This window comes from Pseudomonas sp. H3_D04 (assembly GCF_054669175.1).
The window spans coordinates 3068642-3094071 of the sequence record NZ_CP162801.1 but is presented as its reverse complement, the minus strand read 5'-3'; the positions used below and the strand labels follow the sequence as shown (position 1 = coordinate 3094071).

Here is a 25430-nt window from a genome sequence, read left to right as displayed (position 1 = left end):
TCTCGACCGCAGAAACTGATGCTATCAGCATAGCAGTGGAAAAGCGGGCGTCTGGCACCTCACCTGCAAGGTCCAGCATTTGGCCTTATCAAACCAACGGACTCCCGCGCATCCCCCGCGCCGGATCATCCAGCAACCTGAATTGCTCCACCATGAAATCAATCAACATCCGCATCGACGGCAGCATCCCTTGCCGGCTCGCAAACACCGCATAAATCATCTCGGTCCGCGGTGCCCAATCAGGCAACACCACCACCAGCTGCCCGCGCTCGATAAAGTCATGCACCAGCGACATCGGCATCTGCGCAATGCCGACGCTGTCTATCGCCGCGCAGCGCAGCATTGGATGAGGTCGTCCCACAGGTATTGTTATCGCCGCTGCTCCCTGTAGGAGTGAGCCTGCTCGCGATGGCAGTGGATCAGCCAACATTTCTATTGAATGTAAATCCGCCATCGCGAGCAGGCTCGCTCCCACATTGGATGGTGTCGTCCCACAGGTATTGTTATCGCCGCTGCCCCCTGTAGGAGTGAGCCTGCTCGCGATGGCGGTGGGTCAGGCAACATCTCTGTTGAATATAAATCCGCCATCGCGAGCAGGCTCGCTCCCACATTGGATGGGGTCGTCCCACAGGCCTCGCGCTGCTCGGCAGCGGCTACACGTCCAGCATCTGATCCGTATTTTCCTTCGCCATCTGCCTCTGTCATGCACCCACCCTCACGCTCACAATGACAGCACGGTCCGCAGTCGCGCAGTCACTGCACCGTAAACTCATAATGTAGGAGGCCCCATGGGCAAGATGGCAATTTTCCTCGGTGGATTTCTGGTGTTAACCATTTTGATTGGTGCCCTGGCCACGATCTCTCCCGTTTAGTCCCGTCCTCCCGGCAGCACAAAGCAAAACGCCTCCACATCGGGAGGTGTTTGCGATTTGTGTTCGGCAATCACTCCGCCCGCCAGCGCCGCGCCTGCACAATCAGCGCCGGGGCAAAGTGCAGCACGACCATCCGCACCAAATGATGCGTCAGGATGAACACCACATTCAGCCCGCCACTGAACGCGACGATGGCAATGGTTTCAATGGCCCCCGGCATGTAGGCCAGCCACAACGACAGCGGATCGCTGCCCAGCAACTGCCCGGCTACACCGGCAAACGCGGCGGCGATCAGCAACATGAGGCCGACGGCGAGCAGCCCGGCGCGGCCATGGCGGACCAGCTCGGCGAAGGTGATGTCCTTGAATTTCGAGCCAATCAGCACGCCGATCAGCACGGAGGCGGAGTCGACGCTCCACTGCGGCAGGTGGAATGTCTGGAGGTAGCCCAGCTTGATGCAGACGGCGGTGAGCACGATGGCGGTGAGCATGAACGGCGCTGGCACGCCGACGCTCAACAGCACGCGGCCGAGCAGCAGGCACAAGGCGATCAGCGACAGCAGGGTCAGCGCCGTACTCACGTCCAGCGGGCTGCTCTGGGCCAGCGCCACGTCGACATGTCCGGGAATGCAAAAACTGACCAGCAAGGTGATCGACAACAGGCGGACCAGATGCACGACGATCACTTTGCTGGACGCGCGTTCAGACTCGATCAAGTCGAAGACGGCGGCGAGTGCGCCGGGGTACACGGATAACAGCGAGTCCTTGAGGTTCCAGCCCGAGACTCTGAACAACCAGAAACCGGCCACGGAACTCTGGACCATCAGGCACAGCAGCATGAAGCCGAGGCTGGGCAACATGGCCGCCACGGTGTGATTGTCCCACGAGGTAAACATCAGGCCGGTCGCAATCCCCAGCACGATTTGCACATAGCCAAGGCCGAAGGGCAGGGTGGGGGAAAATCGCAGATTGCTGGCGATCAACGCGCTCGCGAGTATCGAGCCCAACAACAGGCCGTGGGGGATACCGGCGTATTGCAACACGGTGCCGACGCCGGTGGCGATCAGCAAACACACCAGGTTTTTCATGAGTCTTCCTTGATTCTTGAAGTGCGCCAACGCTTCCATTTGGGCCGTGCACGTTTTCCCACTTAATGGCGTGAGGCGTCAAGTACGTGCGTCTGAGTGTTGTCAGTGTGAGTTACCGGGTATGGCGAGCGGCCGTCCGTGGGCCCGCCCCTGTCGATCAGAAGCGGGTTATCGCGAACCCTCCCGACTTCATTGCCGGGCCTGGGGTGAATGCGGGTTGTGGTCGGTGTGTTTCGGTCCAGCCAATGCCCACGCCACCACCCCAATCAGCGGCACAAACACGATCACCACGATCCACAAGAGTTTGTTGGTCGATTTGCCTTCGGCTTTGCGCACTCGGTTGATTGCCCATAGCTCGACCAGCAACAGAACGGCTGTCAGCACGATCCAGATTGTTTCGATTTGCATGAGTCACCCTCCAGATAGTCCTTTTGTTAGGTGAGCCGTGGTGGGCAGGGTTCATTAAATTTTGGTGGAGGCTTGTGCTGGGTTGCTCGCGAGGGTGATCTGTCAGTCAAATCTGTTTTGACTGTCAGGGCCTCATCGCGAGCAGGCTCGCTCCTGTAGGGATTGCGGGGGTTCATTAGATCGAGTTGGCGAGTTTTCCGGTGGAGAGGCGGCGTTTGTAGGCGCTGTCGCGGTTGGCCAGCCAGTAGTAGAGCGGCGAGGTGATGAGCAGGCCGACCAGCCAGGACAGGTCAGCGCCGTTGATGTGTTCGGAGATGGGCCCAACGTACAGCGGCGTGTTCATGAACGGAATCTGCACCGCGATCCCGATTGCATACGCCAGCAACGCCTGCGGGTTGTAGCGTCCATAGATCCCGCCATCGACCTTGAAAATCGAGTCGATGTCGTACTGACCTTTGTGAATCGCATAGAAATCGATCAGGTTGATCGCGGTCCACGGCACCAGCACCACGAGCAGCACCAGCACCATGTCGACGAAGTGACCGATGAAGTTGGCGGAGGCACCGACGGCGGCGAAGCAGCACGCGGCGAGGATGATGAGAGAGAGGATGGCGCGGCTTTTGGCGGTCGGGATCCAGCGGTAGGCGAAGGTTTGCACCAGGGTGATGACCGACAGCACAGCGCCGTAGAGGTTGAGGGCGTTGTGGCTGATGACGCTGAGCAGGAACAGCACGAGCATCAACGGGCCGATGGAGCCGGTGGCGAGTTTGACCGCGTCCATGGTGTCCATGCCCACGGGCGTGGCGAGGACGGCGACGGCGCCGAAAATGAACGAGAGGCTGGAGCCGAGAACGGTGCCCAGGTACGTGGTCCAGAACGTAGCAGCCACGGGCACGCTCGCCGGCAGGTAGCGCGAGTAGTCGGAGACGTAGGGGGCAAAGGCGATTTGCCAAAGCGCGGCGAGGGAGACGGTGGCCAGCCAGCCGGAGATGTTGAAGCTGCCACGGGTGAGGAAATCGGCGGTCTGCACGTGGGTGAAGATGTAGCCGAAACCAAGCACGATGCCGGCGCCCAGCACCCAGGTGCCGATGCGGTTGAGTACGTGGATGAACCGGTAGCCGATGATGCCGATGATGCCGGAACCGAGGGCGCCGATGACGATGCCGACCGGCACCGGCACGCTGTCCACCACGCCGTGCAGGGATTTACCGGCGAGGACAATGTTGGAGGCAAAGAAGCCGATGTACATGATGCCGGCGATCAGCACCACCAGCAGGGCGCCGAGGGAGCCGAACTGGGCGCGGCTCTGGATCATTTGCGGGATGCCCATCTGCGGGCCTTGCGCCGAGTGCAGCGCCATCAGCACGCCGCCGACCAGGTGGCCAACGAGGATGGCGACGATGCCCCACACCAGGTTGAGGTGGAACATCTGCACGCCAAGGGCGCCGGTGACGATGGGCAGCGGGGCGATGTTGCCGCCGAACCAGAGGGTGAACAGGTCACGGGTCTTGCCGTGGCGATCTTCGGGCGGCACGTAGCCGATGGTGTGTTTTTCGATGAGCGGGGCGGCGGTTGTTGCGGTGGTAACCATGACGGACTCCAAGGCAATTTGAGTACGTGGACGTACTTCGGTGAGCGCCGCACGGGGGCGACGCTTTTCTTGTTGGAGTGATGATGTGCGGTGGGGGCGGATAGATAAATTAGTAAGATTGTGGGTATAGACGTTAAAAAAAGTAGGTCGTTTGGTCACCGCAAAACCCTGTGGGAGCTAGCCCGCCAGCGATAGCGATTTGACAGTCAACATTGATTTGGCTGTCAGATCGCTATCGTTGGCGGGCTAGCTCCCACAGGGATTTTTTGGGTGTTCGGAATCTTTGTTATTCAGTGATCGATAGCAGCATCCGTTGCAACATGGCGTCGCAGGCAGTGAGTTGTTCGAGGCTGACGAATTCGTCGGGTTTATGGCCCTGGTCCATGCTGCCGGGGCCGCAGACGACGGTGGGAATGCCGGCGGCATCGAACAGGCCGCCCTCGGTGCCGAAGGCCACGGTGCCGAACGCTCGGGAGCCGCAGAACCTGGCGATCAACTCGGCCGCTTCGCTGTGTGCATCAGTCGCCAATCCCGGATACGCCGACAACTGGCTGAATCGAATCTCGCTCTGTTCACTCACGGCACGCATGCGCGGCAACACCTGTTGCTCGGCAAAGGCCTTCAACGCCAGTGCAACTTCACTCGGATCATACGAGGGCAACGCGCGGATTTCGAAGTCGAAGCGGCAATCGGCGGGGACGATGTTCAAGGCCTTGCCACCGCAAATCACCCCGGTTTGCACGGTGCTGAACGGCGGATCGAACCGCGCATCGTGATGCTCGGGGGCTTTGAGTCGGTTGCCGATCCGCCCCAGCTCACCGATCAGTTCGGCGGCGTATTCGATGGCATTGACCCCCAGCGGCGCGTAGGCGGAGTGGCACGCTTCACCGTGGACATCGCAGCGCATCGCCAGTTTGCCTTTATGCCCGAGCACCGGCTTGAGTTCGGTCGGCTCGCCGATAATGCACAGCATCGGTTTGACTGGGCGCTGTTCCAACTCCGCCAGCAACGAACGTACGCCGAGGCAGCCGACCTCTTCATCGTATGAAAGCGCGATGTGCACCGGCAGCCGCAACCGGGCGTTCACCAGCGACGGAACGAGGGCCAGTACACAAGCGATGTAGCCTTTCATGTCCGCCGTGCCGCGCCCGAACAGTTTGCCGCCGCGCTCGGTGAGTTCAAACGGCGCAACAGTCCACGGCTGGCCGTCGACGGGCACCACGTCGGTGTGCCCCGACAGCACGATGCCCGGCCGATCCGCCGGGCCAATGGTCGCGAACAGATTGGCCTTGCTGCGCTGCTCGTTGTAGATCAGCTCGCAAGGCACATCGAAACCCTCGAGGTAGTCGCGGATGAACTCGATCAGGTGCAGGTTGGATTCGCGGCTGGTGGTGTCGAACGCCACCAGGGTTTCCAGCAAATCACGGCTGCTGCTCATCGGTCGTCTCCGGCGACGCCGTAGCCGGGGGACTTGTCGGGAGCGAGGGCGCGGTCGATGTAGTCCTGAACTTGCGGGCGATAAGCGTCCCAAAGTTTTTCCAGCTGGCCGATGGGATTTTCGTCCGCCCAATCGACCCGCAGGTTGATGATCGGCCAGGTCAGTTCGCCGACCACCACCATCGCCGCCGAATGCACCGGCCCGGCTTCGCCACCGGCGGCGATGGCCGCTTTCATGGCAGCGAGCAAGCGGTCGGCGAGTTGTCCTTCGCCGTGTTCGAACGCTTGGACCATGGCCTCGATGACCGAACGGTCGACAAGCATGTTGCCGGCGGCGACGCATTGTTCACCGGACACGGCGTTGTGGTTACCGAGGGTTTGCGCGCCGCTGAAATGCGCGGTCTGGCCGAGGTGGTCGATGGCGGTAATCTGACGGTATTGGCTGTAGCCGTTGCGGGTCAGGACTTTGTCCAGCGCCTCGGCCGGCGCCAGGCCTTGTTCCATCATGGCGAGCACTTCCGGGCCTAACGACGGCAAGGTGATGTTTTGTGTGGAGACGGCGCCGACACCCGGTAACAGCCAGGGGCAACGGGCGCCGACGGCGATGCTGGAGGAACTGATCGCAATGCCGAACTGACCGGTTTCGGGGCATCGGGCGGCGATGGAGAAGGTCATGGGTTTAGCTCCTTGGTTTGCCTTGGAGAAGGTGGTGTCTGGGCGGGCCTCTTCGCGAGCAGGCTCGCTCCCACAGTTGGATCTGTGTCGTAGACAAATCCGCGGCCACTGAAGATTTCCCTGTGGGAGCGAGCCTGCTCGCGAAGGCCGCGACTCGGTCTAACGGCTCACTCAGGAATCACCGCAATCACATCAATCTCCATCAGCCACTGCGGCTGCCCCAGCGCCGACACCACCAACCCGGTCGAAATCGGAAACACGCCTTTGAGCCACTTGCCCACTTCCTGATACACCGGCTCGCGATACCGCGGGTCAATCAGATAAGTCGTGGTTTTCACAATGTGGCTGAGGTCGCTGCCAGCCTCTTCCAGCAACTGCTTGACGTTGCGCATGGCCTGCTCGGCCTGCGCACGCGGGTCACCCAGACCCACCAGCCGGCCCTCGAAATCCGTCCCGACCTGGCCGCGAACATAAACGGTATTGCCGGCCCGGACCGCCTGGCACAGGTCATTGTCCAGGCTCTGGTTCGGGTAGGTTTCCTTGGTGTTGAACATGCGAATACGGGTATGGGTTGGCGTGGACATTTTTAGCTCCTGACAGAAAAAGGCTTAGGCACTGACTGTGGTTTTGAGGGCGGCCGGGGCCTGTTCAGCCTCGCGCTGCGCCGCATCGTGGTAGTCGAGGTAAGAGCGCTGGATGGCGATGTGATCTGCCACGTACTTGGCGTCGTGCCAGACACCCCAGATAAACGAAGAGCCGCGACGGGACTGCCACGGCAGGCCGAGGAAATACACGCCAGCCTCGCTCGACACGCCGCGCTGATGCTGGGGCTTGCCGTTGTCGTCGAAGGCGTCGACCTTGAGCCAGCTGTAATCCGTGGCAAAACCGGTGGCCCAGATGATCGAAGTCACGCCGGCCCTGGTCAGGTCGAGTTCAAGAATCGGGTGGGTCACGCATTCGGGATCTGGGAACACGTGGCGGGCTTCAGGTTCTTCCGGCAGGTCCAGGCCGTTGCGTTCGATATAAGCGTCGGCGGCATTTAGCAGCGCCAGATAGTTCTCATCGCCACGCGCCAGGTTGTCGGCCAGGTTTGGCTGGAACGTCGCTACGCTACCGTTGAACGATTGAGTCAGCCCCACCAGCGTCATGCCGCGATGGGCGAGTCCACGAAAGTCCACCGTGCGCCCGCCATGGGCACCGCTGACCGCGATGGTCACGTGCTCCCGTCCCGGTTTCATCGCCGCTTGATCCCACTCGCCCAGCACACCCAGCCACCAGCAGAAATCACGGTTGCGGTAAGCGCGAGGAGGGCGGTCGTGGGCGCCGACGGAGAGGTAAACCTTCTTGCCGGCACGCTGCAATTCATCGGCAATCTGCACGCCGGACGAACCCGCGCCGACCACCAGCACCGCGCCTTCAGGCAGTTGCGTCGGGTTGCGGTAGTCGGCCGAGTGGATCTGCATGAAAGGCTGATCTTTCGGCGCAATCGGCGGAATGACCGGCCGCTGGAAAGGCCCGGTGGCGGCCACCACGCGGTTGGCCTCGATCACGCCTTCAGAGGTTTCAATGGTGAAGCCCGGGCGACCGACATTGCGCTCGACTTTCAGCACATCGACGCCGGTGCGGATCGGCGCGTTGAATTTCCTGGCGTAGGCTTCGAAGTAATCGGCGACGCGTTCTTTCGGGGCAAATTCGTCGGGGCTGAGGTCGTCGAAATCAAGACCCGGGAACCGGTCATGCCACGCCGGACCATTGGCCACCAGCGAATCCCAGCGCCCGGTGCGCCAACGCTCGGCAATGCGGCTGCGCTCCAGCACCAGGTGCGGCACCCCGAGTTTGCTCAAGTGTTCACTCATGGCCACGCCAGCCTGACCGGCGCCAACAATCAGCGTATCTGTTTTTATTTTTTCAGTGGTCATCTCAATACCCTTCGAAGTTGGAGTGAGGTCGCGAACGACCCGCCATTTCTTGGGCTCAAGACTAGGGATGACCCTGGTATCGGTAAAATATTATTAAGCTGGCATTTGAGTATAAATAACTGAGGCAGAGCGCCGTATGGCGCTCGGGTGGATACGCCGAAGAGGCGCCACGGGTTAACATGGCGCTTTATCAGCGCACCATACAACCGGTTGGGTAATGTAATGGAGTGGATCGAGCATTGATCGAACGACGCCAATTCAGCGGAGGCATGAAGGGCAAAAACCTTCGCTATCTCAATGAACACCCTGATGGGACCCGGCAAACGGTCCGCGCAGGCTTTCTGCTGCTCGAACATTTCTCGCTGCCGGCGTTCACCCAGGCGCTGGATACGGTCGTCACGGCCAATCTGCTACGACCCGACTCGTTCTCTTCTCGCACCTTTGGTTTGAACGATGGCGAGGTCGTCAGCGATCTGGGCCTGGTCATTCGGCCCGATGCCCGTATCGATTGCGCAGCGGTCAAAGCGCTGGACCTGCTGGTGATCTGCGGTGGCTACCGGACAGAACTCAAGGCCAGCGAAGGCTTGATCAGTCTGTTGCGCACGGCGTCGGACCAGGGCGTCAGCCTGGCCGGGCTGTGGAATGGTGCATGGTTTTTGGGGAAGGCCGGTCTGCTGGACGGTTACCGTTGCGCGATTCACCCGGAGCATCGCCCGGCGCTGGCGGACTTCTGCAAGGCCACGCAGGTCAGCAGCGAGCCCTACATCATTGATCGAGACCGGCTGACGGCTTCGAGCCCGTCCGGGGCTTTCCACATGGCGCTGGACTGGATCAAAGGCCTTTACGGCAAAGCGCTTGTCGAGGGGATCGAGGACATCCTGGCGTTCGAGGAGTCGCGCTACCGGCGCATCAAGCCTACGGAAAATGTCTGTGTGAGCGCGCCATTGCGCGAGGTGGTGAAGCTGATGGACGCCAACCTCGAAGAGCCGCTGGAGCTGGAGCAACTGGCGGTCTACGCGGGTCGTTCTCGTCGACAGCTCGAACGGTTGTTCAAGGAGCAACTGGGCACGACACCGCAACGGTATTACATGGAACTGCGAATTACCGAAGCGCGGCGGCTGCTCCAGCATACGGAGCTGTCCCAGGTGGACGTGCTGGTGGCGTGTGGCTTTGTGTCGCCGAGCCATTTCAGCAAGTGCTACAGCTCGTATTTCGGCTACCGGCCTTCCAAGGAGAAGCGACTCGTCAAATAAGAGCCGCTCGCCCCGAGAAACCCCGACCGTTAATGCATCTTGCTGTGATCAGCCATGCCGAGTGCCCGGGCCTCGGCTTCCACCTTAATCGTCTCTTTCTCGCCCTTGGCGTTTTCCACGGTCAGGATCAGCGGGACTTTATCGCCTTCCTTCACCTGCGCCGTCAGGTCCATCAGCATCACGTGATAGCCGTGGGGATCAAAGTTCACCGGTTTGCCGGCCGGCAGCTCGACAGACTCGACCTGACGCATGCTCATCACATCATCTTTCATGCTGGATTGGTGAATCTGTACGGTTTTGGCGACAGGCGATTGCACGCTGAGCAGCTTGCTGTCGCTGTCGGCTTGCAGGGTCATGAAGGCGCCGGTCGATGGCTGGCCGGCAACGGTCGCACGGACCCAGGCGTCGTCCACTCTGGTTTGCGCCGATACCTGCCAGGCCATGCCGATCAGGGCGCACCCCAGGACCAGTTGTTTGACGCGTCGCGAGAAAGCGGTGTTGGCGTGGATCGAATTCATCAGCAGACTTCCATGACGGTGAGCAGGTCTTCTGCGCACTCTTGAGCCGTAAGGGACGCGGACAGCCCCAGGCGCAAGTTGCCCCGGGAGTCGAAGACGTAGCTGGTCGCGGTGTGGGAAAGGGTGTAGGTCGAACCGCTCGGGATCTTTTCGAAGAACACGCCGAACTCCTTGGCGGTGGCGGCGGTTTCTTCCAGCGTGCCGTGCAGCGCCTCGAAGCTCGGGTCGAACGTCTTGACGTAGGCGTCGAGCATTTGCGGCGTGTCGCGTTCCGGGTCGAGGGTGATGAAGATCACCTGCAACTTCTCGCCGTCTCGGCCCATCAGTTTCTTGGCCTGTGCCGCGCGGGCCAGGGTCGTGGGGCAGACCGCCGGGCATTGGGTGAAACCGAAGAACACCATCGGCATCAGGCCGCGATAACTGGTGAGCATCTTCGTTTCGCCCTGGGCGTCTTTGAGCTTGAAGGTACGCCCCATGATCTTGTCGCTGAGGTCCTTGCCGTACTTGAACGACAGCCTGGAACTGTCATCGCAGCCGGCGAGCAGGCCAAGACTCAACAAGCCCATACCGCGCAGGACCGTGCGGCGGGTAAACAACGTACTCATGGAAAAGCATTCCTGTGTTGCGACGGGAAATCTGTAGCGCCTGATGAGTCAGACGAAAAAAGCGCGTGGATATTAACAAACTGTGGCCGTGTTTCGCTCATTGTTGGACGAGGGGTGGTTTTGGTACAGGGGCAGAAGCGGCACAAGACTACGGATCAGAGCCGGAACCTGTAGGAGCCAGGCTTGCCGGCGAAGGCGCCCTCAGGTACGCCTTCGCCGGCAAGCCTGGCTCCTACAGGTTCCGATACATATCTCGGCCGAACGGACACATTCCAGATACAAAAGTGCGCTTTCATGGCCCTGTCCCCCCTCACAATGAGAGCGTTGCCATGATCCGTAAACTGCAGCAAGCCGCCCGCTTCCTCAGCCAGAGCGCGCGTTTGATGGTCGGCGTCCCCGATTACGACAACTATGTCGCCCAGATGGCGCTCAAACACCCCGAAGAACCGGTGATGAGCCATTCGGCGTTTCTTCGCGAGCGTCAGGAAGCCCGCTACGGCGGCAAGCAATGCACCACGCGTTGCTGCTGATTACCCGGGCAAACGCCGCGATCAGCACAATATCTTCGCCATTGCGTAACCACTGCTAAGCTTCGACGTTGCAGCGTCCGAGCCTTTACGGGATCGGGCGTTGAGCGTGGCCATGGAGTACGACTTCAGTATCAATATCCACTTCTACAGGGGTGGCGAGCGATTGTCGGTAACCTGCACGGAGGCAGGCAATGGTAATCAAGCACGTAGGCCATTCAAGTGCCGAGGGCGTTCCCGAGCCACTCGATCACGAAGAGATAGAGCGGGTGCTGGCGCTGTTGCTGGCCAGTCCGGTGTTTGCCAAGTCCAGGCGCATGGGAAGCTTGCTGCGTTTCCTGGTCGATCACGATCTTCAGTTTTCCACTATCCCACTCACCGAGCATGCCATCGGCATCGCCGTGTTTCGCCGTGACCCGGCTGTTTACTGCACCGGAGACGATCCGGTGGTGCGCGTGCAGGTGGGCCGGTTGCGGCGCAAACTCGCGATCCATTACGCCACCCTCGGGCAGCAAGACCCGGTACGCCTGAGCATTCCGGCCGGTTGTTATCGGCTGGCTTACCAGCGGATCAGACCCAAAACCATCTCGATGCGCCATCCTGTTTTGCAGATTCAGCCGTTTACCTGCATCACCCGTGACGGCGATGACTTCACCAGGGGCTTGTCTGAAGAATTGAGCTGCCGGCTTTTCGAGTCGTTCGAGCAGACGCAAAGCCATGGCAACCACGTGTTGATGAAAGTGTCACGCTCCAGAGTCAAGGCACTGGACGTTGTGCGTGCCGGGCGCGGTAACTATTCCCTTGAGGGCAGCGTGCGGGTGGAACCGAGCCGAGTCCGGGCATCGGTGCGCCTGATTGATGTCGCACAGGGGCGGATCCGCTGGTCCGAGCAGTTCGATCGCAATCAACCTTACGGCATCGCGACCCAGGAAGATCTGGCGGAGTCCATCTGTCGGTCGTTGACGGGCTATTTCGCCCGGGGAAGCGGTGATGTTTCTTGAGAGGAAGGGGCAACCGCGAGGTTGCCCCAGGTGCGACGATTACACGGTTTTCCATGCACCGTCTTCGTAGCGACGGGTTGCATCGTTAACGACAGTCAGGTCGATTTCGATGGCCTTGGACCGCGACGTGCTGAACATGGTGCTGGTCTGCACGTTCTGTTCGAACCACACGAGAATGGCCTCGACAGGGGTCAAAACGATATTGCCGGTGACCACCTGCTTGGTGGCGACGTAGATCGGCGTGCTGACCTGCGTGCCGTCGATGCCGACTGACAACTGGTTGATGCCGGGGTGGATCGGGCCGTATTCGTTATCCAGGGTAATGGATATGTCTGGGCCGCCGGTTACCGCCTGGCCCAGCAAGCCTTCCGGGCTAAGTATCGATTGTTGCCCCAGGCCGATCGTGACGATGTTGGTCGACACCTTCACCGTCACGTCAGCCTGAAAAGTATTGGACCCGAACAGTTGGTATTGCGGGGTCCAGCTGAAGCCGTTGTTGCTCAGGTACTTGTCATAGGACTGCCAGACAACGTTATAGGCTTCGTTGCCGACTTTCTTGGCGAAGCACAGCTTGTAGCCTGACTGCTTGAGAAGGGTCAGGTCATCGGCTGCGATCTCGATCGTGACGGACTTTTGCGTGGCTGCCAGGGTTGACGTCAACACCTTGCAGTAGTCCGACGTTTTCAGAGCCGTGGGGGCAATGCTCTGGAACGACTTGAGGGCCTCTTGCACATCATTGTGAAGTTGCAGAGCTTGCTTGCTTACAGCGCTCGACTTACTCATGGCTTTCCTCTTCCTTGGTTGTGTTGGGCAGTCAATGGGCAGCGGGCAGCGAATCCGACAAGTGATCGGGCAGCACCCTCTAAACACATTGACGGCTTCACAGTAGGCGCAGGATTCAGGGCGGCGAAGTGTCTTGGCGTTACAGCGGGGAGGGCGGTTAAACCAGCAAGGTAACAGCCTGCGTAACCGGGTTGTATCAAGGGAATCTGTGAGTTGAAACAGCGGAGCGGCCGTGCGACCGCCCCACCGTAGCTTCATGCCGTCGGGCTACTCACCTTCGCGTCGGCCCAGACGAAGTTCCAGCTGGTTCGTTTGCCCTTGGCAATCTCGATCAGCTTGTTCTCATATACGGTGTGATTGACCGTGCCGGTGTAAGTCAGCTTCCGGGCCGCGTTGGTCCCGGTGACTTCCCCGGGTTTGCCGCCAGATTCAGTCATGGCCTTTTTCATATCGGCTTCCGACGGGGCGCTGCTCTGGTTTTTTTCAACGGTTACGAAACTCATGGTGTCACCTCTTCCGTGATGGGGGGATCGGCGGACAGTCGGGTCAAGACGTTCTCGACCCGGCCAACACACCGAAGCCAATACTCTATTGGCCCGCCGGGCACCGCAGAAGTGACAACACGGTCGGTAAGGTAACACCTCGGATACAGCGAATCGCGCGATGTAACGGCGACGTATCAGCCAGTGGCATCATTTCGTTTTCCAGTGTCCACCGCCCGATTCGCAATCAGTCTTCGATTGGGCCAAGTGTTCCGCACCGTAGTAATACGTGGTGACCTGGGCGTTGTCGGGGATGTTCAGCGACTTGCTGTTCTTGTCCTTGCTGGTGGAGTGAGGGTTGGCCAGGGATTCCTGGGTCAGGGTCGCGATGCAGGAGGCCTGATAATGATCGTCGCACTGGTCGACTTTTTTCTTGGTGCTGGTGAGCATGTCCTTGCTCTCGTTGCTGCATGACCAATCGATGGCATTTACCGGCATGCCTTCGTACTCATAGCAACTATGGGATTCGACCACCGGAACGGAAGGGCTTTGGGATCGGGTCAGGACGTCACAGCCTTCAGCGAATACCAGCGTGGGGCTCAGGCTGGCGAGCAGAAACAGCAGTCTACGGTTCATCGGGAATTCCTCTCCAATGGCGCTGCTCGTGATCAAAGATCGGCGCTTATGGAGTTTCGAAAACACGATGAGGCGTGGGGTTCAATTCGTTTTTGAGCCGCGACGGCATTTAATCCATCTGCGTGCATTAAAAAGGCCTGCCCTCTCGCTCACGAGAGGGCAGGTGCCCGTTTTATGTGTGATGAATCTCCCGATCCTTGGTTTCCGGCATGAAGAATATGCCCAGGACGGCGGTCATCACGGCGATGACAATCGGGTACCAGAGGCCGTAGTAGATATCACCCGTGGCCGCGACCATGGCGAACGCCACCGTCGGCAGGAAGCCGCCGAACCAGCCGTTGCCGATGTGGTAGGGCAGCGACATCGAGGTGTAGCGGATGCGCGCCGGGAACAGTTCCACCAGCCAGGCGGCAATCGGGCCGTAGACCATGGTCACGTAGATCACGAGGATGGTCAGAAGCAACAGCACCATCGGGTAGTTGGTCTTGGCCGGGTCGGCTTTCTCGGGGTAACCGGCTTCTTTGAGGGCGGTGCCGAGAGTGGCGGTGAACGCGTCGTTCTTGGCCTTGAAGTCGGCGGCCGGCATGCCGGTGCCCTCGAAACTCTGAAGCACTTTATCGCCGATGCGCACCTGCGCGACCGTGCCCGGTTCAGCCTTTTCGTTCTTGTAGGGAATGGCCCGTTTGGCCAGCACGGTCTTGGCGAGGTCGCAGGAACTGGTGAATTTGGCCTTGCCCACCGGGTCGAACTGGAACGAGCACTGGTCGGGATCGGCGATCACCGTGACCGGGTTCTTCTCCTGCGCGACGAACACGTCGGGGTTTCCGTACTGAGTCAACGCATGGAAGATCGGGAAGTAGGTCAATGCTGCGAGGATGCAGCCGGCCATGATGATGCCTTTGCGGCCGATACGGTCGGACAGGCTGCCGAAGATGACGAAGAACGGCGTGCCGATCAGCAGCGAGCCAGCAATCAGCAGGTTAGCCGTCTGCGCGTCGATTTTCAGTGTCTGCAGCAGGAAGAACAGCGCGTAAAACTGCCCGGTGTACCAGACGACGGCTTGGCCGGCCGTACCGCCGAGCAGGGCCATGATCACGATTTTCAGGTTATCCCAGCGGGCGAAGGATTCGGTCAGCGGCGCCTTGGAAGACTTGCCCTCAGCCTTCATTTTCACGAATACCGGTGATTCGCTGAGCTGCAAGCGGATGTACACCGACACAATCAGCAGCAGGATCGACAGCAGGAACGGAATCCGCCAGCCCCAGGCCTCGAAGGCTTCGTTGCCCAGGATCGTCCGGCAAGCAAGGATCACCAGCAGCGAAAGGAACAGGCCCAGGGTCGCGGTGGTTTGAATCCATGAGGTGAAATAACCGCGTTTGCCTTTCGGCGCATGCTCCGCGACGTAGGTCGCCGCGCCACCGTACTCACCGCCCAGCGCCAGGCCTTGCAACAGGCGCAAGGTGATCAGGATGATCGGCGCCGCCACGCCAATGGTCGCGTAACCGGGCAGAAAACCGACGACGGCGGTGGAGACACCCATGATCACAATGGTGATGAGGAACGTGTGCTTGCGCCCGATCATGTCACCCAGGCGCCCGAACACGATGGCGCCGAAGGGACGCACCGCGAAACCCGCAGCGAACGCGAGCAGCGCGAAGATGAAGGACGTTGTCTCATTGACCCCGGCAAAGAAATGCTTGGCGATGATCGCGGCCAGGGAGCCGTAAAGGTAGAAGTCGTACCACTCGAACACGGTGCCCAGGGACGAGGCAAAAATGACCTTGCGCTCCTCCTTGGTTATACCGCGTTGGGGCGCGCTGCCCGTGGAGGTGTTGTCGATTGCGGCCATGAGTCTTCTCCGTCGTTCTTGTTATAGGCCGGAGTACCTCGTTACCTTTCTTGCCGCACCCAGGCCCTTGGGCTGATGTCGTCGGATTACGGATTGCACGAAGCATGCACACAGGTTGACCGCCTCGCATCGCTGCAAGGTTTCTTGAAGCATAATCGGCTTCACGCAGATATCCACTCGACGTCACTTCTCACCCCACGGAGTCACGCCTGACGCCTCGGTACGCAACCATTCGTTTAATCAATAATCACCATCAAGGAATGCAAGTTCTGTTTTTTTGTCATGAGAGGAGGATAGCGTCATACCAAAGTCGCCTCTGAAGGAACCTGCGCGATGAGAATCTCTACCTTGCTGGCCCTTGTCGCCGTATTGACCGGCAGTGTTGCCGCCACCGTGCCGGCCTACGCGGCCGACCCGTCCTGCCATTTCCTGCCGATGGGCGACAGCCCCGCCAGCTTGCAACCCACTCAATCGGTGGGCGTGCTCTACAGCGAAAACACCCTCAACACGATCGAATACCTTGAGCAGTACCATTCGGTCGCGCTGAATGGGGCGAAGAACCCGGCGCTGGATTCGCGCATCAGCAGCGCCTTCGTCAACAGCTCCGATCCGAAGCGGGCGATCAACTGGCTGATGGGGTCGCTGCAAAAACAATTTGCTTCGGTGACCGTCTACGACAATCTCGACGCCCTGGTACAAGCCCATCCCGATGTGGTGGTGATGCTCGACACCTACAACCGTCTGGTGTCCAAGCGCAACAACCAGGTCGAAGCGCGATTCCTCGCCAAGTTCTACGACTCGAACCTGCAATACATCGGCAAGGCTGAAGGCTCACGTGAGCAGCAGATGCCTTCGGTGTGGGTGCATGGCAAAGCTGCCCCGGAAATTGCTGCGCAAATCGACCAGCAAAATGCGGTGCAGGTGAATGCGTTGAAGCAGTTTGATGCGTCGTTGAAGGCGTTGGTGACGTCTGGTAATGGGGCGCAAGTCGCCAGTTACTGATGCATATTCAACGTGATCAATAACTTACTTGTGAATTCCACACATTGAGGTGTGACCGCTTCTGTACCTGTGGCGAGGGAGCTTGCTCCCGTTCGGCTGCGCAGCCGTCGTAAATCCAGTGCTCGCGGTTTATCTGAATGATCCGGGTTGCGGATTTTGGGGCCGCTTCGCACCCCAGCGGGAGCAAGCTCCCTCGCCACAGGATATTGGTGAGTTCGACGCATCGAGGTCTCAACGCTCCTTTTTTGAGGAAGGGCGGTCAGGTGATTTTCAGGTTTATTCAAGTGCCGCGCATATCAGGTGGCGCACGACCTCTGCCTCCACAGCCCCTTCGTTGCCGCTTTCATCAAAAACCGCGCAACTCGCCGTGCTGTTTCCATCAATGCAGCGGTAAACCGCAATGATGCTGCCCGGTCCGACTCCCGTGTGACCACTCAAGGTCAGGCCACTTTCCACCATGCCCTGCATCAGACCGAGGCCGTATCCCGGAGCAACCCAGGGACGCCCAGCGATCGGTCCGCCCAGCGTGCGTACCGTTTGCATCTCCCGCAGCAGTGATTGCGGCAACAGATGCCCGTCCAATAGACGATCCAGACACAGGGCCGCTTCAACAAGCGGGCCGACCAGCAAACCGTGATAAACCCAGCCCGGGTCGTAAGTCGAAGCCGCTCCCATGATTACGTACGCCAGATCGGCGCGGGTCGTGGCGAGGCGGATGCGCGATAAACCGAGCGGGGCAAACACGCGTTGCGTCAGCGCTTCTTCAAGTCTCAGCCCGGTGACGCGCGCAATGAGCCTGGCGATGAACAAGTAGCCGACGTTCGAGTATCGCCAGCCGTCTCCGGGTGCATAACGTAACCTGGTCGCATCAAGACGCTGCAGCATTTCGGCGGCTGACCACGGTGTCTCATGGCGCGCGACGGCGGTGTGGTAATCGGCGAGTTCACTGTAATCCGCCAATCCGGCTTCATGCCGCAGCAGTTGACGCAACGTGAACGGGCCTTCAGGCACTCCCTCATCCAGACCGATCAATCCATCACGCACCAGCGACAACGCTGCGGCGGCGAGAACCGTCTTGGTGAAACTCCACCAGGGCACGGTTACGTCGGGCTGCTCAGGCGTGAGGAGTGAACCGTTTGAGACAAGGGCGAAGGGCATGGGCTGACTGCTCTGGGGGAGACGCCGGGGAGTTTGCCAGAAAACAAAACCGCGATTGTGTTTACGCAACGGTTTGGCTAATCTCGCACAAACACGCAAACCCAGGCATAAACATGCAAGATCAGCATTCGGCCACCGAGCTTCCTTCCGTGCGCCGGCAAAAAATCCTCCTGATCCTCGAGCGCGACGGCAAGGTCATGGCCTCTGAATTGAGCCAGCATTTCGCCGTTTCGGAAGACACCATTCGTCGCGACCTGTCGGAGCTGCACAGCGCCGGTCTGGTGCAACGCGTGCACGGTGGCGCGCTGCCTCGGCCCAAGGATACGGGCAAGGATTTCCTCACTCGGGTAGGTGAAACCGACGAGGTGAAAGTGCACCTCGCACAACTCGCCGCGCGACACGTCCGGGATGGTCAGATCGTGATGTTCGATTCGGGGAGTACCACGCTGCAGATCGCCCGGTCCTTGCCTTCGACTATTTCCATCACGGCCATCACCACATCGCCGTTAACCGCGATTACCCTCGCGGAATACCCAGGCATCAAGGTGATTCTGGCGGGTGGGCAACTTAACCTGGCGACGATGTCGGTCAGCGGTCACGAGACCGTGCGCTTGTTGCAAGGCATCAAGGCTGACGTGCTGTTTACCGGGGTTTGTGCGATTCATCCGGAGGTCGGCATCAGCTCGCTGCATTTTGATGAGGTGCCAGTGAAGCAGGCGCTGTTTGACAGTGCCTCTCAAGTGATCGCCGTCACCACGGCGGACAAATTGGGTGCGGTGGAACCGTACATCGTCGTGCCGTGCTCACGTTTGCACACCCTGATTACTGAGCGTCACGTGGCGTCAGGCGACATCGACGACTATCGCAAGCTGGGAATCGAAGTGGTGCAAGCGCACGCCTGAGCGGTCAGCCATGCCCCAGGGCAATCGCAAACGACACCACGATCAAGCACGCAAACGCAAAATTGATGTTCATGAAGCTTTCGCCCGAATAATCAGAAGTGGCGCCATCCTGAACTCGCCGCTTAAAAATAAGAAATTCGGCTTCATGATTTAAAAGATCGAAGCAATTGATAACGGTGTAGCCCACACCGGCAAACAGCAGCCTAAACCAGGTATTTGTTGAACCAGGCCACGGTCCTGTCCCACGCGAGCTTCGCAGCGGCTTCATCGTAGCGAGGCGTGGAATCGTTATGAAAACCGTGATTGCAGCCTGCGTAAATGAATGCCTCGTAAGTTTTGCCCGACGCTTTCAACGCTTTCTCATACGCCGGCCATCCTTCATTGATGCCCTTGTCCAGTTCGCCGTAATGCAACAGCAGCGGCGCCTTGATTTTCGGCACATCCTCAGCCTTTGGCTGACGGCCATAAAAGGGCACGGCCGCCGCCAGTTCCGGGTAGGCCACCGCCGCCGCATTGGAGACGCCGCCGCCATAGCAGAACCCGGTGATGCCGACCTTCCCCGTGGTCTTGTCATTTTTCATCAACCAGCCAATGGCGGCGAAAAAGTCATTCATCAGCTTTTCCGGATCGACAGTCGCTTGTAACTCCTTGCCTTTTTCATCGTTGCCCGGATAGCCGCCCACCGAACTCAGGCCATCGGGTGCGAGGGCAATAAACCCCGCTTTGGCAACGCGCCGGGCGACGTCCTCGATGTAAGGGTTGAGCCCACGGTTTTCATGCACGACCAACACCGCCGGCACCTTGCCGGTGGCTTTGGCCGGGCGCACCAGATAGCCGCGGACATTGCCGTGGCCCTTGGGTGATGGATAGGAAATGTACTCGGGGAGGATGTCCGGGTCGGTGAATTCAACCTGCTCGGCGAGCGCGTAGTTCGGGCTCAGGGAGGCGAGGAGGGCACTGGCTGTCAAACCGCCCAGGGTGAACAGCGCTGCTCGATCAAGAAACTCGCGCCGGTTGATCTTGCCGTGGGCGTAGTAGTCGTAGAGCTCCAGCAGTTCCGGGGCGAAGTCTTTGGCGGTGAGACGTTCCATGGGGGCACTTCCCGTTGGTTCAGGATCTGAATCAGTAAAGCAGCGTTTGGCGCACTGACTCAGTTTTCGAAACAGGACACCAGAAAACTCATCACCGCCTGCACCGACGGGGTGTGCCGGATGTCGCTGTGGACCACCAGCCACACTTCACGCGCCAGCCCCGCGCCCACGGTCTCCATCGCTTGCAATCCGTAGTGCTCACCAAGGAAGTACGGCAGTGCCGCAACGCCGGCGCCTGCCTGGGCAATGGTTGCCTGGATGTTCAGATCATTGCTGCGCAGCAGGATCGGCCGATCCCCCGCTTGTTGCTTGAGCCAGACCTGTTGCGGGGTTTGCTCCATGGTCTGGTCGTAAGCGATGAACGCCAGATCTTCCGGGGCGGTCTTGGACAAGTAATCTGCCGAGCCGTACAGGTGAAACTGCACCGTCGCCACCTTGCGCGCCACCAGGTCCGGCTCCTTGGGGCGGCTCAGGCGCACGGCAATATCGGCTTCGCGCCGCGACAACGAAGCGCTGTCCAGACTGCCGATCAACTGCACAGACAGTTGCGGATGCAGGGTGCGCAACGCCTTGATTCGCGGCGCTATCAACGCGCAGGCCAGGGCGGGCGGGGCACTGACGGTGACTTCGCCGGTAAAGCTTTCCTGCCCGGCGAGCGCCGAGCGTTGCACCGCGAAGGACTCGCTTTCCATGCGCCGCCCGAGCTGGGCAATTCGCTCGCCGTCCTCGGTGATGACATAGGAACGAGGGCGCCGGTCCACCAGCTTGAGGTTCAGCGAACTCTCCAGCGCGCTGATGCGTCGCGCCACGGTGGCGTGGTCGACCTTGAGCTTGCGCGCCGCCGCCGACAACGACTGCTCGTGGGCGAAGACGATGAAGTAGCGAAGATCCTCCCAATCGAACATGGGCGTTTTCTCACATGAAGGGTGAATAAATGGGGAATTTTGCCCCACCGCCAAGCCTGCAAGAATTCTTCTACACCTGACAAGCAGGTCTGAAGCGCGCCGTGTGCGGCGTGTTCATCGCACGACTTGACGAGGAAACAGCCATGTCCAAATCAACGCCTCTCGCGTATGCCGGCATCGTCGGCGCCACGTTTTTCTGGGGCACCAACTTCAATGCCGGTGCCTATATCATCAAGAGCATGGCACCGATCAGCGCGTCCATTGAGCGCTTTGCTATTTCTACCCTGTTGCTGTTGCTGATTTTCGGCCTGGCGGGCAAGTTGCGCCTCACCACGCTGAAAAACAATCTTGCCGCGTTTATCGGTCTGGGCCTGCTGGGCTTTACCGCGTTCAACCTCGCGACCTTCTTCGGCCTGCAAACCACCACGCCCATCAACGGCGCGCTGATCCTGGCGACCACGCCGCTGTGGACCATGATCTTCGCGGTGCTGCTGGAAGGCGAACGCATTGATCGCGGCCGCGCCATCGGGCTGGTGCTGGGATTGCTGGGGGTGGGACTGGTGATCACGCGCGGGGATATCCAGATGCTGCTCGGGCTGAAAGTGGCGACCGGCGACGCGATCATTCTGGCCGGCAGCATCGCCTGGGCAGCTAACATGGTCGGCACCCGACGCTTCGTCAAAGACTCGACACCGCTGGAAACCACCACGTTTTCGATGCTGTTCGGTGTCATTGGCCTGATCGTGTTGGGCTTCATCTATGAAAGCCCGATGGCCTCGATCAGTACGGCTTCGTTGTCTGTGCATGGAGCGGTTTTCTACTTGGCGGTCTGTGGTTCGTTGATTGCCTACTTGCTGTGGTTCAAAGGCATTCATGCGATCGGTGCGGCGCGCACGTCGATCTTCTTCAACCTGGCGCCTGTGTTCACCATGCTGGTGTCCTCGATACTCGGTGTGCTGCCCAATGTGTGGCAGTTGCTGGGGGCGGGCGGCGTGATTCTTGGGGTGGTGTTTGCTTCGGGGTTGGTGTTCAGCACGACGCAACCCTCGGTGGTGAAGGTCCGTACTGGCCTGGCAGATAAGGCCGCCTGATCCCCCCGCCAGCTGCTACAGATCGCGTTTTGGCTTACATGATTTTTCGAACTCGGCAGCTCAAATGCTTCGTCGATTATCGAGGTTTCGTCTGGTGTGGGAAGCACGCGCCACGTCAATAAACATCGCCGCAGATTTTTTGTTTAAAACCTCCAAAGGTTACGTCCTGAAAGCTACAAAACCTTGCGCCGTTGCCTACGGCTGCGCCAGAATCCGCCGGCTTGTGCGCCTTGGGGTCACTCGGTAACTTGATTCGTGTCACTGCCCATCAGTGATCGGGTTTAGCAGCCCGGGATATCTCGGCTGAACGTGCATCTGTTATGCAGGTATTTCATTGCCTGTACTTAATGGTAGCTGTACGTAGGGCGCCCTTGGGCGCGCCGGATTGCTGAGTGTCCCGGTCTGCTAACCTGCGTGCAGTTGCCACCCTCTTCGTTTAGCAGCAGGAGGGATGGCACACCATTAGGACACTCAGCAAATGATAAAGCCTTCACCAAATCCGCCTGACACCGATCCGGCCTCCCCATACGAACCCGATTCAAAGAAGCTCAATGAGGCCGCCGAGCGGGCTCTCGATTACCACTTTCCATCGAACGCCGACATCAAAGCCACCCCGCGAACACGCAGCACCCTGTTTTCCGTAGACCCTGAGACTACGGTCGAAACCCTGGCGGTTTATTTGGTCGAGATACTGGCGTCGGTTGACGTGATGGTCCATCAGTTGGTGGATCATTTAGAGGGGGAATCGCGCTACGCTTTGCTGGGCATTTCCAACAGCATCATGGTGGCGGAGATCACGGCGAATCGGGTGTTGGATAAGATCGATCTGCCTAAGTAGGTGCTGTCTTCTGTGAGTAAGTAGCGGACGTTGGGCTGTGCAGCGGTGCCTTTTTGGGGCCGTTGCGCGGTCTAGCGGGAGCAACCTCTCTCACCACAGGTTTCTCGGTGCTTGGTGTTTCTGCTAGCTGTCTGGCGTTTGGGCTTGTACGTGATGTGATTAGTCTGGACGCCGCGTTATCGTCCTTCGCAAGTAAGTTTTGCTCCTACAGGGGCGCGTTGTGAGAAAGCGGTTATGCTGCCAACCAGGAATGGGTAGTCGATGGAGTGGTTGGTGATTGGGGGGGGGAAGTTGAAGCGTTCAAGCTATTAGCCAGGCATACTTAACTCGTTTCTCAGAAGAGTGCGTCGCGACTGTTTCTAATATAATTTCAATGGTGTTACGTCGAAAAGTTATAAACAACTGTCATTTCTTACAGGTGATATTGAACAGTTGTCGATTTAGGATGAAGCCTCTATGAATAGATGGAGCTATTGAAATGCCATACTCACAAGATTCGTTCACTAATATTGCCGTCGACACCCCTATCGATGTTCAAACACCTACTAGCCATAAGGGCAGTTTTAAATCTGCTACTGCTACTAAAGTGGTTATGCACTGGAAGGGAAAGCTGAGGGAGTTTGAATATTGGGAGATTAAGCAAGTTAATGTCGGGGTTCTATTGGACGACTTTTTGAGGGAGGATGGAACCGCATGGACACGACCTGATCATGACCTGTTAGTACGATCACCCATATGACTATTTGATCACCACCAAGCTGCATCATCGCCGCGTATTGTTTGTTGCTGTTGACCCAGTCCAGAGCTGGCGGTGGTGCGGGTGGCTTGTTGCAGGTGTTGGTGGCCGGCGCCTGATCTTCATTAATTCGTTGTAAAAAAAGATCCGCTGATGCAATGCAACAGCGGGTCAATTGGCTTTCCGTTCAATCCGGCTTTTGTTGTACAGCCCCCCATTCAGTTTTGCTCTTCACAGGCCTGGGCCATTTTGAAGTAGGTAAAGGCCTCGACATTTCCGGAGGTGTCCAGATAAGTGAGTTTGGCGCTGACCACTTCGCAATCGGCGGAACGAGGCTCCTCAAGGGAAATGACTTTCGCCACGTGGATCGGCATGCCATAGCGATAAGGCTTGGCGGGTACATTGGGCGTGTCTGCAAACGCGTTATGGGTGAGTACTACCAGGGCAACAGCAGCACTGGCGAACAAAGTACGAGTATTCATGGTGTGTCTCCGGTTACTTCATATAGGTCGGCGGATACTGCAACGCCGACCCTTGCAGAAGACTTCTGACATCCATCACAATTTCAGGTGGACGCGCACCGTGTGGGGGAGTCAGGATCTGCAGAAGCAATATGAAAAAAGTTGCGGGTTTCATGTTTCACTTCAACTTGGCTACTCAGAGCCCGATCAAATCGCGATGAACTTCCAGCGCATTACGCTCGACCCAGTTGTGCGCCAGCAGGCCGTCCGGTCGAACTTCCCAGACCGCAGTGCCGAGCATTTCAAAGGGGCTGTTACACGTGCGGCCACCAATAAAGCCCTGGTTCTTTCCGGCCAGTTTCCAGCGGGAAGCAACGCGAGTGCCTTCGGCGTTCTGAAACGTCTCGATACTGCTGAATTCGAAGTCTTCGATCTTCGACAGAAAGACACCGATCCATTGAATAAAGGCTTCGCGGCCGACGATATCCATACCGCCAGACGTGATCACAAAGTCTTCGGCTACAAAGCGCGCTGCGGCTTGCGGGTCCTTGGCTTGCCAGACTTCGCGCCAGAAACTTTCAACAATATCTACTGCTTTATTGACTGCCATTTTCGAACGCCTCGTATTGGTTTGAGTACGATGTTCGGCAATTGCTATCTAGAACACAAACGCATAAATTTAATGGCATCCAGTAGAAAGGCGAATCCATCATGCAAGCCAGCGACCTTGAGATCGACCTGCTTCGGGCGTTTATCGCCGTGGCGGAGACCGGCAGTTTCACTGCTGCTGCCGAGGTGATCGCGCGGTCGCAATCGGCAGTGAGCCAGAAGATCATCCGGCTGGAGGAGGTGCTTGGTTTTCGTGTCTTCGAACGCACCAGCCGCGCCCTGACCCTGACCCCGGACGGCGAGCGACTGCTGGCAGGCGCACGCCGAATGATGGTGCATTTCGACACCTTCATGCGGGACATCAAGGCGCCGGCGACCGTCACCCTGCTGCGCTTGGGGATCTCGGAAAACCTCGTGCCGACCCAGCTGCCCAAGCTGCTGTCGCGCTTCACCCAGTTGTATCCAGACATTCAACTCGAACTCACCACAGGCTTGAGCGACGACCTGCTCACCGACTACGAAGCCGGGCTACTGGACGTGGTTATTTCCAAGCGAAAATTCAGCTCCGGAACCACGCGAGGCCGAGTCATCTGGCGTGAGCCGCTGGTCTGGATTGCCGCGAAAGATTACCAAATCGAATCGTCGAAACCGGTGCGGTTGGTGATGATGCGACCGCCCTGTGCGTACCGCGCCATTATGATCGAAGCCCTGGCCACGGTCGGGCGGGAATGGGCATCCGCGTGCCTGGCCAGCAATTTGATGGGGGTGCAGGCGGCGGTTGCGGGGGGGTTGGGGATTACGGCGTTGGGAACGTCATTTTTGCAGGAAGGGATGCGCATACTGGAACCGTCGCAGAAGTTGCCGACTTTACCCAGCACCGAGGTGGCGGTGATTGGTGATGATGTTCGGACTCAGCATCTGGTGCAGCCGTTGGTGTCGTTGCTGACCGAGGGGTTGATGTCGGGCGGCCGTCTGACTTGATCCGCGCGTTTTC

Annotated in this window: 27 protein-coding genes; 8 read left to right on the top strand and 19 right to left on the bottom strand. The window is 58.9% G+C overall.

Features of this window, described 5'->3' with window-relative positions; all coding sequences use genetic code 11:
* Window positions 1-88: 88 nt before the first annotated feature.
* The 8 genes from AB4N91_RS14300 to AB4N91_RS14265 all read right to left on the bottom strand — a co-directional run bounded on the left by AB4N91_RS14300 (window position 89) and on the right by AB4N91_RS14265 (window position 7989).
* Window positions 89-343 carry a LysR substrate-binding domain-containing protein gene (locus AB4N91_RS14300; RefSeq protein ID WP_224795519.1) on the bottom strand — a complete coding sequence of 85 codons (255 nt, stop codon included), beginning with the start codon at window positions 341-343 and terminating at the stop codon, window positions 89-91.
* Window positions 344-942: 599 nt separating this feature from the next.
* Complete coding sequence (locus tag AB4N91_RS14295) at window positions 943-1959, bottom strand: AbrB family transcriptional regulator (RefSeq protein ID WP_460112591.1); 1017 nt, start codon at window positions 1957-1959, stop codon at window positions 943-945.
* A gap of 189 nt (window positions 1960-2148) precedes the next feature.
* Entirely contained in the window at window positions 2149-2367 is a 219-nt protein-coding gene (locus AB4N91_RS14290; protein ID WP_010459492.1) for a PLD nuclease N-terminal domain-containing protein, read from the bottom strand.
* 175 nt (window positions 2368-2542) lie between these two features.
* On the bottom strand, window positions 2543-3958 hold the full coding sequence (locus tag AB4N91_RS14285) for a purine-cytosine permease family protein (protein WP_288109526.1): 1416 nt from the start codon (window positions 3956-3958) through the stop codon (window positions 2543-2545).
* A 286-nt stretch (window positions 3959-4244) separates the two neighbouring features.
* On the bottom strand, window positions 4245-5396 hold the full coding sequence (argE, locus tag AB4N91_RS14280; RefSeq protein WP_460112590.1) for an acetylornithine deacetylase: 1152 nt from the start codon (window positions 5394-5396) through the stop codon (window positions 4245-4247).
* Window positions 5393-6070, bottom strand: coding sequence for a DUF1028 domain-containing protein (locus AB4N91_RS14275; RefSeq protein WP_460112589.1), 678 nt, complete (start codon window positions 6068-6070; stop codon window positions 5393-5395). Before AB4N91_RS14275 ends, argE begins: the two co-directional genes overlap by 4 nt.
* 167 nt (window positions 6071-6237) lie before the next feature.
* Window positions 6238-6654, bottom strand: coding sequence for a RidA family protein (locus tag AB4N91_RS14270; protein WP_017338215.1), 417 nt, complete (start codon window positions 6652-6654; stop codon window positions 6238-6240).
* 24 nt (window positions 6655-6678) lie between these two features.
* Window positions 6679-7989, bottom strand: a complete 1311-nt coding sequence (locus AB4N91_RS14265; RefSeq protein WP_460112588.1) for a flavin-containing monooxygenase — start codon at window positions 7987-7989, stop codon at window positions 6679-6681.
* 269 nt (window positions 7990-8258) lie between these two features.
* Here AB4N91_RS14265 and AB4N91_RS14260 point away from each other — a divergent pair, with 269 nt between their 5' ends.
* A complete protein-coding gene (locus tag AB4N91_RS14260) occupies window positions 8259-9242 on the top strand; it encodes a GlxA family transcriptional regulator (protein WP_077750153.1) in 984 nt (327 codons plus the stop codon).
* A 29-nt stretch (window positions 9243-9271) separates the two neighbouring features.
* On the opposite strand, the gene AB4N91_RS14255 is transcribed toward AB4N91_RS14260, so the two are convergent.
* Together AB4N91_RS14255 and AB4N91_RS14250 are read right to left on the bottom strand one after the other, a co-directional pair.
* Window positions 9272-9760, bottom strand: coding sequence for a copper chaperone PCu(A)C (locus AB4N91_RS14255; RefSeq protein ID WP_154912546.1), 489 nt, complete (start codon window positions 9758-9760; stop codon window positions 9272-9274).
* The gene (locus tag AB4N91_RS14250) at window positions 9760-10365 is read right to left on the bottom strand and encodes an SCO family protein (RefSeq protein ID WP_010459508.1); all 606 of its coding nucleotides are present in this window, start codon (window positions 10363-10365) and stop codon (window positions 9760-9762) included. The genes AB4N91_RS14255 and AB4N91_RS14250 overlap by 1 nt, the downstream gene beginning before the upstream one ends.
* Window positions 10366-10694: 329 nt before the next feature.
* On the opposite strand from AB4N91_RS14250, the gene AB4N91_RS14245 reads away from it, so the two are divergent.
* Window positions 10695-10895 carry a YbdD/YjiX family protein gene (locus tag AB4N91_RS14245; protein ID WP_010459510.1) on the top strand — a complete coding sequence of 67 codons (201 nt, stop codon included), beginning with the start codon at window positions 10695-10697 and terminating at the stop codon, window positions 10893-10895.
* Window positions 10896-11086: 191 nt separating this feature from the next.
* Window positions 11087-11893 carry a hypothetical protein gene (locus AB4N91_RS14240; RefSeq protein ID WP_172790762.1) on the top strand — a complete coding sequence of 269 codons (807 nt, stop codon included), beginning with the start codon at window positions 11087-11089 and terminating at the stop codon, window positions 11891-11893.
* A gap of 39 nt (window positions 11894-11932) precedes the next feature.
* On the opposite strand, the gene AB4N91_RS14235 is transcribed toward AB4N91_RS14240, so the two are convergent.
* The 4 genes from AB4N91_RS14235 to AB4N91_RS14220 all read right to left on the bottom strand — a co-directional run bounded on the left by AB4N91_RS14235 (window position 11933) and on the right by AB4N91_RS14220 (window position 15643).
* On the bottom strand, window positions 11933-12676 hold the full coding sequence (locus AB4N91_RS14235; RefSeq protein ID WP_077750124.1) for a hypothetical protein: 744 nt from the start codon (window positions 12674-12676) through the stop codon (window positions 11933-11935).
* Between the two features lie 254 nt (window positions 12677-12930).
* Complete coding sequence (locus tag AB4N91_RS14230) at window positions 12931-13179, bottom strand: hypothetical protein (RefSeq protein WP_010459515.1); 249 nt, start codon at window positions 13177-13179, stop codon at window positions 12931-12933.
* 189 nt (window positions 13180-13368) lie between these two features.
* Window positions 13369-13794 carry a hypothetical protein gene (locus AB4N91_RS14225; protein ID WP_083376983.1) on the bottom strand — a complete coding sequence of 142 codons (426 nt, stop codon included), beginning with the start codon at window positions 13792-13794 and terminating at the stop codon, window positions 13369-13371.
* Window positions 13795-13966: 172 nt separating this feature from the next.
* Entirely contained in the window at window positions 13967-15643 is a 1677-nt protein-coding gene (locus AB4N91_RS14220; protein ID WP_010459519.1) for an MFS transporter, read from the bottom strand.
* A gap of 333 nt (window positions 15644-15976) precedes the next feature.
* Here AB4N91_RS14220 and AB4N91_RS14215 point away from each other — a divergent pair, with 333 nt between their 5' ends.
* The gene (locus AB4N91_RS14215; protein WP_083376981.1) at window positions 15977-16645 is read left to right on the top strand and encodes an ATPase; all 669 of its coding nucleotides are present in this window, start codon (window positions 15977-15979) and stop codon (window positions 16643-16645) included.
* Window positions 16646-16921: 276 nt separating this feature from the next.
* Here the strand turns inward: AB4N91_RS14215 and AB4N91_RS14210 are convergent, their stop codons facing one another.
* Complete coding sequence (locus AB4N91_RS14210; protein WP_200668338.1) at window positions 16922-17803, bottom strand: serine hydrolase domain-containing protein; 882 nt, start codon at window positions 17801-17803, stop codon at window positions 16922-16924.
* 113 nt (window positions 17804-17916) lie between these two features.
* On the opposite strand from AB4N91_RS14210, the gene AB4N91_RS14205 reads away from it, so the two are divergent.
* Window positions 17917-18705 carry a DeoR/GlpR family DNA-binding transcription regulator gene (locus AB4N91_RS14205; protein ID WP_010459523.1) on the top strand — a complete coding sequence of 263 codons (789 nt, stop codon included), beginning with the start codon at window positions 17917-17919 and terminating at the stop codon, window positions 18703-18705.
* Window positions 18706-18908: 203 nt separating this feature from the next.
* Here AB4N91_RS14205 and yghX read toward each other — a convergent pair whose 3' ends face one another.
* Together yghX and AB4N91_RS14195 are read right to left on the bottom strand one after the other, a co-directional pair.
* Window positions 18909-19796 (bottom strand): YghX family hydrolase, encoded by an 888-nt coding sequence (gene yghX, locus AB4N91_RS14200; protein ID WP_169857248.1) that lies wholly within the window; start codon window positions 19794-19796, stop codon window positions 18909-18911.
* Window positions 19797-19855: 59 nt separating this feature from the next.
* Window positions 19856-20701: a LysR family transcriptional regulator gene (locus tag AB4N91_RS14195; RefSeq protein WP_010459525.1), complete on the bottom strand. Its 846-nt coding sequence runs from the start codon at window positions 20699-20701 to the stop codon at window positions 19856-19858.
* A gap of 143 nt (window positions 20702-20844) precedes the next feature.
* Here AB4N91_RS14195 and AB4N91_RS14190 point away from each other — a divergent pair, with 143 nt between their 5' ends.
* The gene (locus AB4N91_RS14190; RefSeq protein ID WP_154912552.1) at window positions 20845-21792 is read left to right on the top strand and encodes a DMT family transporter; all 948 of its coding nucleotides are present in this window, start codon (window positions 20845-20847) and stop codon (window positions 21790-21792) included.
* 478 nt (window positions 21793-22270) lie between these two features.
* Complete coding sequence (locus tag AB4N91_RS14185; RefSeq protein WP_010459527.1) at window positions 22271-22630, top strand: DUF6124 family protein; 360 nt, start codon at window positions 22271-22273, stop codon at window positions 22628-22630.
* A 954-nt stretch (window positions 22631-23584) separates the two neighbouring features.
* Here the strand turns inward: AB4N91_RS14185 and AB4N91_RS14180 are convergent.
* Both AB4N91_RS14180 and AB4N91_RS14175 read right to left on the bottom strand, forming a co-directional pair.
* Window positions 23585-23848 carry a DUF2790 domain-containing protein gene (locus AB4N91_RS14180; protein WP_010459529.1) on the bottom strand — a complete coding sequence of 88 codons (264 nt, stop codon included), beginning with the start codon at window positions 23846-23848 and terminating at the stop codon, window positions 23585-23587.
* Window positions 23849-24023: 175 nt separating this feature from the next.
* Window positions 24024-24437 carry an ester cyclase gene (locus AB4N91_RS14175; RefSeq protein ID WP_460112587.1) on the bottom strand — a complete coding sequence of 138 codons (414 nt, stop codon included), beginning with the start codon at window positions 24435-24437 and terminating at the stop codon, window positions 24024-24026.
* 101 nt (window positions 24438-24538) lie between these two features.
* On the opposite strand from AB4N91_RS14175, the gene AB4N91_RS14170 reads away from it, so the two are divergent.
* Complete coding sequence (locus tag AB4N91_RS14170) at window positions 24539-25417, top strand: LysR substrate-binding domain-containing protein (RefSeq protein WP_010459531.1); 879 nt, start codon at window positions 24539-24541, stop codon at window positions 25415-25417.
* The last annotated feature ends 13 nt before the right edge of the window (window positions 25418-25430 follow it).